Source organism: Treponema sp. (assembly GCF_051883275.1).
Classification (GTDB): Bacteria; Spirochaetota; Spirochaetia; order Treponematales; family Treponemataceae; genus Treponema_D.
In genome coordinates, this window is the sequence record NZ_JBJETK010000049.1 from 1 (window position 1) to 13,668 (window position 13,668).

The following is a 13,668-nucleotide window of genomic DNA, read 5'->3' on the forward strand; positions in this document are numbered from 1 at the left end:
CAGTCTCTTTTTCTATTTTTAAATTAACTCATCCACAACTTTTGATTATAACTCGAAAATGAATTTTTTATCATCAAGGTCTGAAATACATTTTTTTACTTCATCGAGCTAGTGTTCATTTTTATCATCTTACAAAATTAATGTATTTGCTAAGAGTTTTTTCTATATCATTGTTTTTATATAAAAATCACCATAGAACCCCAACGCCATTTTGTGGAATTAACCGGCTTCTTATTCAATCCATCAAATTTCTGTCATTGGGGCTTCATTAGAAAACACAGCACTTTAATTGAAAACAAGTTCCATAATATGGTAGAATAGCGGCATGTTTCATAAGGTTTTCAGATTTGCGGCACTATTTTTTTCAGCATTTTTTATATCATGCTCCGCCTCCGGAAAAGGCACGGTTCTGCCGGAAGCAAACTCAAAGCACTACAGGGAAACGCAGAGCCTTTTATTTTCGCTTCTTGAAAAAAAAGACATGAACGAAGAAACAAGATACGCAGTTGTAAACAGAATCGCAAGCAATATGCTTTCTGTAAAAGACTATCCGTCGCTCGTTCATTTTCTTACAGACTGGGTTGAGCAGCACGAAGACGATCCATACAACGCATACTGGCTTTTGATGACCGCCCACGCATATCTTGAAAGCGAAGCCGAGCCGATTGCCGAATATTATTTTGAAAGAATCATAAACAACTACAACGACCTTATTGTCCAGGGAAAATCAATTCACTTTATCTGCCTTCAGAATCTGATTCAGATAAGCTCAACTCCGGCAAACAGAATTTCATATTTCAACCAGCTGATAAGCAGATTTCCGAACAACATAAGCACAACCGAGCTTTTCTACAGGCTTGCAGTCGAATACGAAAAGGAAGGCGAATGGCGGCAGGCGATTCTTTCCTACACGCAGTTTCTGGATCAGGACGATGCTTCAACTTTGCAGATAGCAGGCTACCCGAATGCATACCTGAACGCAAAGCAGCTTATCGACTTCAGCAATTCCTCCAAGGACTGGACATTTGAAACGCTCGATGCGCTTGTTGCCGCGGTTAAAACCGGAATTTCATCATACAACTACAAGGCTCTTGACCGCTACAAGTCAAAGGTGAATTTCTTTGCAATGTCATGGCGGCAGGTTGAAACAGACGTAAACGCACAGGAAAGTTTTTCCATGCGCTCGTTTATGCGCGGAAACAGAATCCGCTACAACGCCGACCTAGACCCTTCGTCCTCCCCGACAGAAGCGTACCTGCGCACAACCGGCTGGAGCAATTATGTGAATGTCTGGTATCTTTATTTCAGAAAGGTGAATTTTCCAGCTGACCCGGAAATCCACGGACGCTGGGAATGGGCGGGAATTTATTTTGGTGAAAAACTTTGATGAAAAAACTGACTTTTAAAATTTTATTTTCTGCATTGATTGTTTTCCCGTTTTTTTCAGAGGAGCCGGTGGCGGACTTCAGCCTTGATATGTCCTACTTTGAAAAAAAACAGGAGAGCGTAGAATCCGAAAAGCCAGCCCGGGAAAAAACAAAGGGCTATGTATTCCCCGAGCCAAAGAGAAAGGACATTGGAATTTCAGGAGTTTTCAAGGAGCAGACCGTAAAATACAGGGAACGCTATCTTTCGGCAGGAAACCGGCAGTGGCTGGCGGATGTTCTTTACGACTCAATTCCCTACAGACCGTATATAAGGGCAAAGCTGAAAGAAAAAAAAATGCCGCTCTACCTTCAGTATCTTCCCATAATTGAATCGAATTACAAGCCGACAGCGGTTTCAAGCTCGGGAGCAACCGGACTCTGGCAGTTCATGGCAAACAGCATGAGCCCCTACCTGACAAAAAACGAATACTTTGACGAACGCCGAGATCCGTGGAAGGAAACTGACGCCGCCCTTTCCAAGCTGGCGGAAAACTACAAGACATTCGGCGACTGGCACCTGGCGATTGCCGCATACAACATGGGAGCCGGGGCTGTGGGGCGGATAGTGAAGGCAAATCCCGGAAAAGACTACTGGGCGCTGGCGGAAAAAGGACTTTTAAGCAAGCAGGCATCGGAATACATCCCGAAGCTTATTGCAATAGCAGATATAGTTGAAAACGCTGACTTTTATGGAGCCATTGAAGTGGGAGCCGCGGATATGCGGATAGACGGCGCTGCGCCTGAAAAATTCAGCTACCTGACCGTAAAGGGAAGCATAAGGCTTGCAACCATAGCGCAGGCAGCAGGACTTTCCCTGGAAACAGTCAAAATGCTGAACATAGAGCTTTTAAGGGACTCAACGCCGCCAAAAACAGTGTACAAAATCAGGCTTCCGGCAGGAAAAGCAAAGACTGCCGCGGAAAACCTGCGAAAGTAAAATACTACAGTATTCTATTGCCAGCATGCCAGAGTTTTTCAAGCTCATAAAAATCCCGGGCTTCCTGGCTCATAAGATGAACAACAACAGGCCCAAGGTCTATCAGGTTCCATTCATTTCCCTGTGAAGTCTTGTTGTGGATTTTATGAATCTCAAGGTCGGTGTCCTTTATATACTCCTTTATTTCCTTGTACAGACCCTGCCAGTGCGGACCGCTTGAAACAGTGGCAATAACAAAATAATCTGTCCAGCTGTTCAACGCCGAAACATCAATAACACAGACATCTATTCCCTTTCCGTCCTCCAGAAGCTTGGCGATTTCCAGCGACATTTCCTTAATCGATTTTTCCATTTTTCCTCACTCGGACAATTCGCAGCGGAAAATTAATTTCCCTTTACAAAGCGTCCATTAAAATCCCTGCCAAGTATAATTGTAAAGTCAGCCTGCGCCGCGCTGGTGGAATCAGCAGTTTCAGGCAGAACCTCCTCGTCAATTATATTCGTGCAGTGTATAAAATTCCCCAGGGACTTTGCAGCCTCGGAGTTTCCTATGTGATTTATGATTTCCGTCTTTTCGTAGTCATTGCGCTCGGCGTTTTTTATTTCAAGAACCTCATAGCCTGCGCTCTGCATAAGAAAAGAAGTGTTCCGCGCAAGTCCCTGCTCTGTAGTTCCATTCTGAATTACAAGAACATAAACGCGGTTCTGATTCATGGAATCCCCGGAAACAAGAGAGCTCACAGCCTGGTTTATAACATCCTTTATAAGCTGGCCGTCATAATACGGAAACAGAAGCACCTGACCGTCAACCGTTCTAAGACTTCCCGTTATAGTCTGAATTGAAAAGCGGTCGGTGTCCACAACGGAAATTTTATTCAGCAGATTATACAGATTTTTTCTGTCTATGTTTGACTTGAATTTTTCCTCGTACATCTCAAAGTTGTTCTTGTCAAATACAATGGAACGGTTTTCCTTCAGAGCGTAAATAAACGAAAGAAAAACAGCCTGCCTTCTGTCCACAACATCGGAGGCAGAGTCGGACGGGCTTTTGTACATAAAATAGTCATACACCTTATCTCCGTCCAAAAGCACAGCGCCGCTCGGAAACAGGCACCTAAGTCCGTTTTCGTCAGTTTCGTCAACGGGAGCAGAAATAAAAATGTTCAGGCCGCCAAAATAATCCGCAAGAAAGCGAAGGTCAGAAAGCTTTATTTCAATCGTGAACGGAATTTTCTTTCCTATGAGCTTTTCAATTTCCTCCTTATAGACCAGCAGACCTTTTTCGCGGTAAACAGAATCAATGCGGTCAACACGCCCCAGGCTCTTATAAATTGCGCCGGTATTTCCAAGAATATTAAACGCCGCCGCCTGCCCTGTCTGCGGATAAAAAACAAGCACGTCCGTTGAAAGCGCATTGCCTTCGTCATCCTTGAAAATCCAGAGGCTGTTTATAACAGGATTCAGCTTGAGGCTTTCCTCGATAGGATCCACCCGAAGCGAAAAGACCACAATTCCAGCGACACCGATAATAATCGCAAGAATAGCAAGAAGAAATATTCCATTGCGTTTTTCTCTAGAAACATTCATTTTTACCGTCCCGAAAAATCAGCAGGCACAAAGATTGCGCTCCAGGGCAATCTGCCTCTTCAAATCCGCCTCAAACTCGTAGCTCGCATCCGCGATTTTTTTCTGCCTGGAATTCAGATATTCCATGTTCTCGCGGACAACAAAAAGAGTCATTTCATTCAAGGTCATAGAAAAAAGATTGCGCCGGTATTCATCAGTGGACTGTGGCCGCCCCGGCTCAATCTTGTCGGCAACATAAACAATCTTTGCAAGCGGACACAGCCCGGCAGCTCCGAGTGTATGATTCGCAACAGCCTGAACAACGTCAGCATCAGAAACTGAAAACCTTCTCTGAAGCAAAACCGCAGCCGCCCTTCCATGCAAAAGCGAAGGCTTTGCCTTTTCAACAACAGAAACAGCCATGCCGTCATCAGAAGCAAGCTGAAGAATTTCACTATCATCCATGTTCTTGCAGATGTCGTGAGAAATCCCCGCAAGATAGCCGGCGTCCTTATCACAGCCAAAAAGACCGCACAAAAAAGCCGCCATTTCCGCGACACGGACTGAATGTTCATACCGCTTTTCCTTCAGAGCAGACTTTGCATACTTTCTGATTTTTCCTATAAGAAGCTCAGTTTTTTCTTCCATATAAACTACCGTCAATAATATACTTGAAAACTTTTGAAGGTACAAGATATTGAAAAGCCATTTTACCGGCGGCGCGGAACCGTATATCAGAGGAGCTTACAGCCAGCGGCTCATTTTTCAGGAAAACCGCATTCTTAAACAAAGGCTCGCTTTCAGCCCGGAAGTGCGCGCACGAAGAATTTTCAGCCGCCTGATATTCACCGAGGGCAGAGTTTCCAAATCCTTCCGCAGCCATCTGAAAAGGACGCTCCGCCAAAATAAGCTCGCATCTTTCCGCAAGCTCCTGTGCCCTGTTCCAGAGATGAAAGGTTGAAAACAAATCCCGCCCTATCACAAGACCGACTTTCCCGGAAGGCTTGTATTTTTCTTCAATAAAACGAACTGTGTCATAAGTGTACGAAACACCGCCCCGCTGAATTTCGCACGGCTCCATTTCAAATCTGCTGTCATCCTCGCATGCAAGCCTGACCATGCAGGCTCTGGTTTCAGGAGAAAGCTCCCCGTTCATCGTCTTGTGCGGCGGTGAAAAGGCAGGAACAAAAAGCACCTTGTCATACCCAAGCGACACACACACTTCGTCCGCCAGAGAAAGGTGGCCGATATGAATAGGATTAAAGCTGCCTCCCAAAATCGCAATTTTCATGCTCAGCTCTCGCTTCCCGGAAACTGCACATCCATGGAATCGTCAACAGAGCGGCTCGAAAGAAACGGGCTTTTTCCCGGCCCCGATTTTTTTTCCGATGCCAGCTCAAGATTTCTTTCCATTTTTTCAACAAGCGAAATTATCTCGCACCGGGCTTCGTTCATGTTTGTGCGCGCCGCAACAGAAACCGCGATTACACTGACATCAGGCTCTCTGGAATGAATCCGCTCCTTAAGCTTTTCTGCATTCTCCAAGGCGCCGTCCACATCGATTTTGTTGCAGAGAACAATCCGCGGCTTTTTGGCAAGATCAGGATTGAATCCTTCAAGCTCCTTTAAAAGCAGGTCATAGGCATCCATAAAATTATCATCGCTACAGTCAATCATAAACAAAAGACCGGCAGTCCTCGATATGTGCTTTAAAAAGCGGATTCCAAGCCCCGCCCCTTCAGATGCGCCTTCGATTATTCCGGGAATATCAGCGATAACAAAGTCCTTGCCCTCGCCCGCATGAAGAACTCCCAAATTCGGAATTTTTGTTGTGAATGGATAAGGAGCAATCTTTGGACGCGCATTAGTAAAAAAATCCAGCAGACTGGATTTTCCTGCGTTTGGAAAGCCCACAAGCCCGATGTCCGCCATAACGGAAAGCTCAACACGCAGCTTGCACTCCTGCCCCGGCGCACCCGGATTGGCAATACGAGGAGCCTGATTAGTGCTTGACTTGAAGTGGACATTGCCCCAGCCGCCGTTTCCCCCTTTCAGAAAAACAAAAGGCTCATCTCCGTCCTCATAGGTAAAATCATGTATAAGCTCGCCGGTTTCGTTGTTCCGGATTGTAGTTCCAGGCGGAACAGGAATCACAACGTCCTCGCCGTCTTTTCCGTAGCGGTTCCAGCTCTGGCCATCGCCGCCGTTCTTTGCCTTTAAAATAGGGTGATACCGCAAATGCGCAAGTGTCCTGAGATTCCGCTTGAGGCAAAAAACCACATTGCCGCCGCGCCCTCCGTCTCCGCCGTTGGGACCACCGTTAGGAATATACTTTTCACGCCTAAAGGAAACACAGCCGTTGCCGCCCTTTCCAGAGCGAACTGTAATCACGGCCTCATCAGCAAATTGAATCATCTTTGCTCCCTATAAAAAAAAGCCCAGCACGGATATATATTCCACGCCGGGCAATTTTATAATTAAGTAGAAAATCTTTAATCCTGCGGTAAAAACACTGTTTTTCAGTTAGCTGACAAAGGCTCAACTGAAACAACTTTGCGGTTCATGCGCTCGGCATATTTTACAACACCGTCAGCAACTGAATACAAAGTATCATCTTTTCCGCGCTTAACATTGCTGCCAGGATGAATACGTGTTCCACGCTGTCTTACAAGAATAGAACCGGCAGTAACTTTTTCTCCACCAAATTTTTTAACGCCCAAATGTTTAGGGTTTGAATCGCGGCCATTCTTAGCACCGCTACCGCCTTTAGTACGTCCCATTTTAATCCTCCACCGGTAAGAACCGGACTATTATTCAGTTATTTCTTGAAAACGCACATTTTCAGGATATTCAGCAGAAAGTTCTGTAAAAGCAAATCTTATAAAATCCCCAATGCATTTCAAGCGTTCCACAGCAAAAGCTGCGACATGTTCCACCCGGAACTCCAAAAAGCCGCGGGTAGAAGTATCTGCATTAAAAACAAGCCCCTTGGTATTTTCCAGCATTTCAACCGATGTCCGCAGAACGATAGACTCAGCGGCGCAAACAATATCCATGCCTTTTTCAGCAAATGAAGCATGTCCGGAAGCCCGCAGGCTCCTTATTGCTCCATCACTGCTGCAAACCAAAAGAACTTCCGTCACTTATGCCAAAACAACATCCTGAACAGTGACTCTTGTGTACTGCTCACGGTGTCCGATAAGACGATGATAGTCTTTCTTTGACTTGTATTTAAATACGAGAACCTTTTTGTCCTTAAAAGTTTCCCCAACCTTAACAGTAACTTTAGCGCCCTTTACATAAGGAGAACCGACAGAAACTTTATCGCCATCACTTACAAGAAGAACAGTATCGATTGTGATTACATCGCCGTCTTTTGCATCAAGCTTTGACACTTCAAGAACAGCGTCTTTTTCTGCCTTGTACTGATTGCCTTTGAACTCAACAATTGCGTACATTTTATAAACCTCTATCTTTTTTTTGCCGCAAGGAGTAACGGGTTCCCGCAAGCATTTCAACAATTAGTAAGATATTTTAACAAATTTAGCAAACCAAGGTCAAGGGAATTTCAATGCGGAATGTAAATTTTCCATAATAACAGCTCCGCAGTCCGTCTGCTTTTACAGGCATTATCCGCCGCATTCCCCTTCACTTTTAATTTTTTTCTTTATGCGGTAGAATCCACAGCATGGAATTCAACTTGAATAAAATACCGTGCTTCGGAATCGCAGGAAATTTCACAGGCCACCTGGAGCAGGCAGGAGAAGCGACTGATTTTCAGAACGTGCAGACAAAGGAAGAAAATGCGCCAAAGGCAATTTTTCCCACATACATTCCGGGCGCAAAAAGTCCGGTGCCGGATTTTCTTGGAATTTTTCCATTCAGCTCCGAAAGTATTATTTTTCCGCGCGGAGAGGAAAAACTCCAGATAGAGCCGGAATGTGCCATTCTCTGCAAAATGCAGTGGGCGGAAGGCAGGCTCAAGGCTGTCATTCCAGTGAAATTCGGCGCGTCAAATGACTGCTCCATAAGAAAGCCCGGGGCAAAAAAAATCAGCATGAAAAAAAACTGGGGAAAATGCAGCAAGGGGCTTTCCGAAAATCTTATCAGCATAGACGAATTCTCACAGAGCGGAATTCTCAGGCGGTACAGAATTGCCTGTTTTCTTTCACGCGGAGGAAAACTTTTTGACTACGGGGAAGACAGCCCGGTCAGCGGCTACAACTACATCTTTGAAAAGCTCACAGCCTGGATTGTGGAAACATTCAACACGCAAAAAGACGAAGGCGCGGCGGAGGACATCAGGTCATATCTTTCTTCCACAGGCGAGCCTGAAACAGCCCTTATTTCAATAGGAGCAACACGGTACACAGAATTCGGCGAAAAAACTTTCATTCAGCCTGAAGACGAAACCATAATTGTTCTTTATCCGCAGGACAAATACACAAACGAAAAAATCAGGGAGCTTGCAGCAAGCGGCACACTGGACGACAGCGAAGTAAGCATTCTGCGCCAGAAAGCAAGCCTTATCTGAAAGCACCCGGAATGAAGCCGCAGGGCAAGCGCAAAAAAAATGCGGACTGCATACACAATCCGCACTTTAACAGGGCACTGGAAAATCCATTCAAAACAGACTTTCCCAAGTGCCTTTTTATTTTCTATGCGCCGTATGTGGCAATGAAAACACCTGCGGCAATCGCAGTTCCAATTACACCGGCTACATTCGGCCCCATCGCATTCATCAGAAGGAAATTAGACGGATCAGATTCAAGACCGACCTTGTTTGCAACGCGCGCCGCCATAGGAACAGCGGAAACACCGGCAGAACCAATGAGCGGATTTATCTTCTTTTTAAGGAAGAGATTCATAAACTTCGCCATTAAAAGCCCCGCAGAAGTTGCAACCGCAAATGCCAGAAAGCCCAGAAAGATTATTCCAAACGACTCTTTCTTTATGATTTTCTCTGGAGTCATCTGGCTTCCTACGCCAAGCGAAAGCAAAATAGAAACAATGTTCATAAGCTCATTTTCCATTGTTTTGGATATGCGCTCAGCGGCGTGGCTTTCCTTAACAAAGTTGCCGAATGCAAGCATTCCAATCAGCGGACAGGCCTGCGGCAAAAGAAGAATTGCAATCACAAGAAGAAACATCGGGAACAGAACCTTTTCCGCCTTGGAAACAGGACGGAGCTGCTCCATTCTTATGCAGCGTTCTTTCTTGGTTGTCAAAAGCTTCATAATCGGAGGCTGAATCATAGGAACAAGCGCCATGTAGGAATAAGCGGCAACCGCAATAACAGCCATCATTCCAGGAGCAAGCTTACCCGAAACATAAATCGAAGTCGGACCGTCCGCGCCGCCGATAATTGAAATCGCAGCAGCCTGAAGTATTGTATAGTCGGTTCCAATAAAGGCATTCATAAAAGTAACGCCAAACAGTGTAAAGAAAACACCGAACTGCGCCGCACCGCCAAGCAGAGCCATCTTAGGATTTGCAATCAGCGGACCGAAGTCTGTCATCGCTCCGATTCCCATAAAAATCAGCATCGGGAAAAATTCATTTCCGACACCGGCATTGTAAATGATATGGAGCATTCCGTGAGGCGCATCTCCCATTCCAGCTCCCGGTATGTTCACAAGAACAGTTCCGAAGCCAATCGGAATAAGAAGAAGCGGCTCAAATCCTTTTCCAACAGCAAGATAAATGATTAAAAAGCCGATTAAAAGCATTACAGCTGACTGCCAGCCGGGAGCTTTCGGCATCTCATCAAAAGGATTGTTTTCCTCCGCCAAAAGCACAGCTTCCTTCTGGGCTTTTTCAAGTGCGATTTCCTCCTGTGTAGGCCTATGAATCATCTTGTAGATTCCAGTGGACTTTCCTATGTTCAGGAGAAATTTTGAAACTGAAATGTCATACTTTCCGTTCCAGTTCTCAGTTTTTTCAATAACACGATTCATCCTGGAAGCAGAAACAGCTCTGTCCTGGGCAAAAACATTTGTTGTAAATGAAAAAACAGCCGCAACTGCCATTATCGAAAGCATGATAAATACAATTTTTGTGTTCTTAATTTTCTTTGTATCTGGCATATTTCTTTCCTTAAAACATCACATTCTGGAGATCCGCTAGAGAATCTCTGCAACAGGCTGATTGTTTGAAAGCTGAGTGCCTGCCGATGCAAGGAAATGAACCTTTCCATCAACAGGAGCCTTTACTTCAAGCTCCATCTTCATTGCTTCAATGATAACGACATTGTCGCCTTTCTTTACAGAAGCGCCTTCAGCCACAGCAGTTCTAAGGAGCACACCTGCAACTGGAGCTTTTACGGCTGTTCCGCTTCCGGACGAAGACGGCGCAGGAGCAACAGGAGCTGCCGGTTTTTCAGCAGGAGCAGGCTTTGCTACAGGGGCTGGCTGAACAACAACGCCTCCGATTGATGCAAGAACCTGACCGCTCTGAACCTGTGAGCCTACAGGAACTGAATATGTGATTGTTCCGTCGTCGGTTGCCTTTACCTCAAGCTCCATCTTCATCGCTTCAAGAACTATAACAGTCTGGCCCTTTGAAACCTTTGCGCCGTTTGAAAAACACTGCTTGAGAAGGTTTCCTGCAACAGGAGCCTTTACTTCAACACCGCCGACAGCAGCAGGAGCGGCAGCCTGAACCGGAGCAGCCCCTTCAGCCGGAGCGCCGGCAGAAACAGAATACGGAACTCCGTTCACGGTAACAGAACCGTTTCCATCAGAAGTTACATTATAAGCAGAGCCGTTTACAGTAATTGTGTAAGAACCGCCCTTTGAAGCAGGAGCAGCAGCAGGAGCTTCTTTCTTTGCAAATGTTGCAGCAGCATCAACAGGACCGTCTGAACGTGTCTTAAAGAATTTTTCCGCAACCTGAGGGAACATTGCATAAGTGAGTACATCTTCATCAGAACCGTTACCGCCGGCAGCTTTTGATGCTTCAACCATTTTGTCCCATTCAGGTTCAATCTTATCAGCAGGACGGCATGTCATAACTTCTGCCATTTTATTTTGTGCAAGTCCCTGTTTTACGACATCTGGATTTGCGGCTGTTGGAAGTGCACCGAATTTTCCTGTTACAAGATTTGCAAAATCAGCAGTCATAATCTTGTAGCGGCCCTGGATTACATTGAATACAGCCTGTGTTCCTACAATCTGAGAAGTAGGAGTTACAAGAGGAACATAGCCTGCATCTTTGTGAACTCTTGGAAGCTCTTCAAGAACTTCATCCATTTTATCAGCGGCGCCCATCTGTTTAAGCTGAGATTCAAGATTTGAAAGCATTCCGCCCGGAACCTGTGAAAGAAGGATTCGTGTGTCTGCTCCAAGGAATGCTGATTCAAGAGAAGAATAATGCTTGCGAACTTCGCGGAAATAAGCGGCTATTTCAAGGAGAAGTTTTATATCAAGACCTGTATCGAATTCTGTACCTTTGAGCATTTCTACAACAGTTTCTGTAGGAGAATGACTTGTTCCCATTGACATAGAAGAAATTGCCGTATCCACGATGTCTGCACCGGCTTCGATTCCTTTAAGAAGAGATGCGACAGAAAGACCTGTCGTAGCATGTGAGTGAATTTCAACAGGAAGATCAACTTTTGATTTAATAGCCTTAACTAAATCATAAGTTTCGTAAGGTTTGAGCAATCCAGACATATCTTTAATACAGATTGAATCAGCACCAAAGTCAGCATAAGTTTTTGCAAGTTCTGCATATTTTTCGTTTGTGTGGAACGGAGTTACGGCATAGGAAATTGCCATCTGAACATGTTTTCCGGTCTTTTTTGCGGCTTTTGTAGCGCGCTCAAGGTTGCGAGGGTCGTTGCACGCATCGAAAATACGGAACACATCAATGCCGTTTTTAGCAGCGGTTTCAACAAACTTGTCCACAACATCATCAGCATAATGACGGTAGCCAAGAAGGTTCTGTCCGCGCAGAAGCATCATAATCTTGTTGTTCGGAAGAGCGGCATGAAGCTTGCGCAAACGCTCCCATGGATCCTCGTTCAAAAAGCGGATGCAGGAATCATAGGTAGCTCCGCCCCAGCCTTCAACTGCCCAATAGCCAATCTTGTCAATCATCTCGCACACTGGCAGCATATCAGCAGTTGTCATGCGTGTAGCATGAAGTGACTGATGGGCATCACGCAAAACAAGCTCGGAAATTCCAATTTTCTTAGACATAATCAAACCTCTTAATAAAATCTATTAAAGGGAACTTCTAAAAATTCATTTTCACTGATTTTCAGCAGTTCCTTTGAGCTTTAAGCGATGCAACGGCACAACTTAAAACATCGTATTTTCATAATCATTCCGCCCCGGAAATTCTAAAAAAATCACAGGGCATTTTTTTCTTTCAGCACAGCGGCTATAGCAGCAACCACCGCGCCCTTGTCTTCAGCAGGCGCAGAAGAAGCAGGAACGGCGGCCTCGGGAGCAGCAGGAACCGTATCCCATTTCAAGGCATGAACAAAAGCGTGCAGAGCCATCATCGCCAGAATAAGAACAATCAAAAATCCAAAAACAATAGCCATTCCAAGCAAAGTAAGAACTCCGCTCTGGCTGAACATTTCAAGAACTGTCATAGTTCCTCCAAGAATAAAGATTTGCGGACGCACCTTAAATTTTCATGACGGCGGCCCTACAGACAAGACTGAGCACAACTGCGTTTTAGCGGGAGTCCCGGAAAATTCCAGAAATTCCGTGCAGAAAGCGCATTTTAGAAGCCCCGGGAAAAAACAAAAATTTCCAGCGGCTCCATAGATATTTCTATTAGTATAGATAAATTTTAAAAACTTTACAATTAGAGCCACCTTTAAAATTTAACTTTTTACAACTTCCTGCTGATGACCGCACAAAAGCCCTTTGCATGACAGCTTTGCGACAGAAACAAACTAGACGAAGAAACAGGACTTTATTATTATGGAGCTAGATATTTAGATCCTAAGTATTCAAGGTGGTTGAGTACTGATCCGGCGCTTGGGGAATACATACCGAAAGCGCCAATAAACGAGGAGGCAAAGAGATATAACCAGAATCTGCCGGGAATTGAAGGTGTGTTCAATCACATCAATGGCAATTTGTACCACTACGCGGGGAATAACCCGGTACGCTATATAGACCCTGATGGGAATCAGACAAAAGACAATTCATGGTGGATGAAAAATTGGTTTAAAGAACCATGGATAAAAGCAGGTAATAGGCAAGGTGTAGATTTAAATCTTAATCCACAAAATAGGGAAACTCAATTTTATCGTGCAAAATCTCATGTAAGCCCCTTTGATAATAATTATCGTCCATATATTGTTTCTGCGCATGGCAATGAATCTGGTATATTTAAATATTATGAATATGATAAGAATTCTACCGACAGAGGGAAACCTATATATATAACAGCTAAAAAATTAGCAGAAATGATAAAATCAGATCCGAAATGGGAAAACTCAACTAAAGTGGTAATTCTATATTCATGTGATGTCGGAGTAAATAGAAAAGATGCAAAAGGAAGAGATGTGTCCTATGCACAAGAATTAGCTGATGCTTTAGGCAATGGTGTAATTGTTTATGCTCCGAATGGGGAGATTGCAGTTGGTTGGGTAAATCAAAAAAATAAGATTAAAACAAAATCTGGAGAAGAAGGTAAAATGCTCAAATTTGTTGGGGGACAAGAAAATGAAGAGTGGTAATATCATTAAATATTCTAGACTAATGTTTTGGTCTT

The 13,668-nt window shown here is 44.6% G+C and carries 14 protein-coding genes and 1 pseudogene; 4 read left to right on the forward strand and 11 right to left on the reverse strand.

The window, feature by feature from the left end; genetic code table 11:
* Positions 1-325 precede the first annotated feature (325 nt).
* Both ACI4L0_RS08195 and ACI4L0_RS08200 read left to right on the forward strand, forming a co-directional pair.
* Positions 326-1,387 carry a tetratricopeptide repeat protein gene (locus ACI4L0_RS08195; RefSeq protein WP_439799681.1) on the forward strand — a complete coding sequence of 354 codons (1,062 nt, stop codon included), beginning with the start codon at positions 326-328 and terminating at the stop codon, positions 1,385-1,387.
* Positions 1,387-2,364: a lytic transglycosylase domain-containing protein gene (locus tag ACI4L0_RS08200; protein WP_439799682.1), complete on the forward strand. Its 978-nt coding sequence runs from the start codon at positions 1,387-1,389 to the stop codon at positions 2,362-2,364. Before ACI4L0_RS08195 ends, ACI4L0_RS08200 begins: the two co-directional genes overlap by 1 nt.
* Before the next feature lie 4 nt (positions 2,365-2,368).
* Here the strand turns inward: ACI4L0_RS08200 and rsfS are convergent, their stop codons facing one another.
* From rsfS to rplU, 8 genes are all read right to left on the reverse strand, one after another.
* A complete protein-coding gene (gene rsfS / locus ACI4L0_RS08205) occupies positions 2,369-2,716 on the reverse strand; it encodes a ribosome silencing factor (protein ID WP_439799683.1) in 348 nt (115 codons plus the stop codon).
* Between the two features lie 32 nt (positions 2,717-2,748).
* Positions 2,749-3,951, reverse strand: a complete 1,203-nt coding sequence (locus tag ACI4L0_RS08210; RefSeq protein ID WP_439799684.1) for an LCP family protein — start codon at positions 3,949-3,951, stop codon at positions 2,749-2,751.
* An 18-nt stretch (positions 3,952-3,969) separates the two neighbouring features.
* The gene (yqeK, locus tag ACI4L0_RS08215; RefSeq protein WP_439799685.1) at positions 3,970-4,578 is read right to left on the reverse strand and encodes a bis(5'-nucleosyl)-tetraphosphatase (symmetrical) YqeK; all 609 of its coding nucleotides are present in this window, start codon (positions 4,576-4,578) and stop codon (positions 3,970-3,972) included.
* A complete protein-coding gene (gene nadD / locus ACI4L0_RS08220) occupies positions 4,562-5,221 on the reverse strand; it encodes a nicotinate (nicotinamide) nucleotide adenylyltransferase (RefSeq protein WP_439799686.1) in 660 nt (219 codons plus the stop codon). Before nadD ends, yqeK begins: the two co-directional genes overlap by 17 nt.
* Positions 5,222-5,223: 2 nt before the next feature.
* Positions 5,224-6,345 carry a GTPase ObgE gene (gene obgE, locus ACI4L0_RS08225; RefSeq protein ID WP_439799687.1) on the reverse strand — a complete coding sequence of 374 codons (1,122 nt, stop codon included), beginning with the start codon at positions 6,343-6,345 and terminating at the stop codon, positions 5,224-5,226.
* 104 nt (positions 6,346-6,449) lie between these two features.
* Positions 6,450-6,710 carry a 50S ribosomal protein L27 gene (rpmA, locus tag ACI4L0_RS08230; protein ID WP_439799688.1) on the reverse strand — a complete coding sequence of 87 codons (261 nt, stop codon included), beginning with the start codon at positions 6,708-6,710 and terminating at the stop codon, positions 6,450-6,452.
* Between the two features lie 30 nt (positions 6,711-6,740).
* Complete coding sequence (locus ACI4L0_RS08235; protein ID WP_439799689.1) at positions 6,741-7,058, reverse strand: ribosomal-processing cysteine protease Prp; 318 nt, start codon at positions 7,056-7,058, stop codon at positions 6,741-6,743.
* 15 nt (positions 7,059-7,073) lie between these two features.
* Positions 7,074-7,388, reverse strand: a complete 315-nt coding sequence (rplU, locus tag ACI4L0_RS08240) for a 50S ribosomal protein L21 (RefSeq protein WP_439799690.1) — start codon at positions 7,386-7,388, stop codon at positions 7,074-7,076.
* A gap of 230 nt (positions 7,389-7,618) precedes the next feature.
* On the opposite strand from rplU, the gene ACI4L0_RS08245 reads away from it, so the two are divergent.
* The gene (locus ACI4L0_RS08245) at positions 7,619-8,464 is read left to right on the forward strand and encodes a DUF5718 family protein (RefSeq protein ID WP_439799691.1); all 846 of its coding nucleotides are present in this window, start codon (positions 7,619-7,621) and stop codon (positions 8,462-8,464) included.
* A gap of 124 nt (positions 8,465-8,588) precedes the next feature.
* Here ACI4L0_RS08245 and ACI4L0_RS08250 read toward each other — a convergent pair whose 3' ends face one another.
* The 3 genes from ACI4L0_RS08250 to ACI4L0_RS08260 form a co-directional block, all read right to left on the reverse strand.
* Positions 8,589-10,016 (reverse strand): sodium ion-translocating decarboxylase subunit beta, encoded by a 1,428-nt coding sequence (locus tag ACI4L0_RS08250; RefSeq protein ID WP_439799692.1) that lies wholly within the window; start codon positions 10,014-10,016, stop codon positions 8,589-8,591.
* 36 nt (positions 10,017-10,052) lie between these two features.
* Positions 10,053-12,131, reverse strand: coding sequence for a sodium-extruding oxaloacetate decarboxylase subunit alpha (oadA, locus tag ACI4L0_RS08255; protein ID WP_439799693.1), 2,079 nt, complete (start codon positions 12,129-12,131; stop codon positions 10,053-10,055).
* A gap of 152 nt (positions 12,132-12,283) precedes the next feature.
* Positions 12,284-12,532: an OadG family transporter subunit gene (locus ACI4L0_RS08260; RefSeq protein ID WP_439799694.1), complete on the reverse strand. Its 249-nt coding sequence runs from the start codon at positions 12,530-12,532 to the stop codon at positions 12,284-12,286.
* A gap of 306 nt (positions 12,533-12,838) precedes the next feature.
* Between ACI4L0_RS08260 and ACI4L0_RS08265 the strand changes: the two are divergent.
* Positions 12,839-13,099: pseudogene (locus tag ACI4L0_RS08265) on the forward strand (RHS repeat-associated core domain-containing protein); the annotation flags it as partial.
* Between the last annotated feature and the right edge of the window lie 569 nt (positions 13,100-13,668).

Excerpts from the sequence above, each read along its gene's own strand:
- rsfS (WP_439799683.1), bottom strand. The coding sequence starts at position 2,716 with ATGGAAAAATCGATTAAGGAAATGTCGCTGGAAATCGCCAAGCTTCTG.
- ACI4L0_RS08200 (WP_439799682.1), top strand. The coding sequence starts at position 1,387 with ATGAAAAAACTGACTTTTAAAATTTTATTTTCTGCATTGATTGTTTTC.
- oadA (WP_439799693.1), bottom strand. The coding sequence starts at position 12,131 with ATGTCTAAGAAAATTGGAATTTCCGAGCTTGTTTTGCGTGATGCCCAT.
- ACI4L0_RS08245 (WP_439799691.1), top strand. The coding sequence starts at position 7,619 with ATGGAATTCAACTTGAATAAAATACCGTGCTTCGGAATCGCAGGAAAT.
- rplU (WP_439799690.1), bottom strand. The coding sequence starts at position 7,388 with ATGTACGCAATTGTTGAGTTCAAAGGCAATCAGTACAAGGCAGAAAAA.
- ACI4L0_RS08260 (WP_439799694.1), bottom strand. The coding sequence starts at position 12,532 with ATGACAGTTCTTGAAATGTTCAGCCAGAGCGGAGTTCTTACTTTGCTT.
- ACI4L0_RS08250 (WP_439799692.1), bottom strand. The coding sequence starts at position 10,016 with ATGCCAGATACAAAGAAAATTAAGAACACAAAAATTGTATTTATCATG.
- rpmA (WP_439799688.1), bottom strand. The coding sequence starts at position 6,710 with ATGGGACGTACTAAAGGCGGTAGCGGTGCTAAGAATGGCCGCGATTCA.
- ACI4L0_RS08195 (WP_439799681.1), top strand. The coding sequence starts at position 326 with ATGTTTCATAAGGTTTTCAGATTTGCGGCACTATTTTTTTCAGCATTT.
- obgE (WP_439799687.1), bottom strand. The coding sequence starts at position 6,345 with ATGATTCAATTTGCTGATGAGGCCGTGATTACAGTTCGCTCTGGAAAG.
- nadD (WP_439799686.1), bottom strand. The coding sequence starts at position 5,221 with ATGAAAATTGCGATTTTGGGAGGCAGCTTTAATCCTATTCATATCGGC.
- yqeK (WP_439799685.1), bottom strand. The coding sequence starts at position 4,578 with ATGGAAGAAAAAACTGAGCTTCTTATAGGAAAAATCAGAAAGTATGCA.
- ACI4L0_RS08210 (WP_439799684.1), bottom strand. The coding sequence starts at position 3,951 with ATGAATGTTTCTAGAGAAAAACGCAATGGAATATTTCTTCTTGCTATT.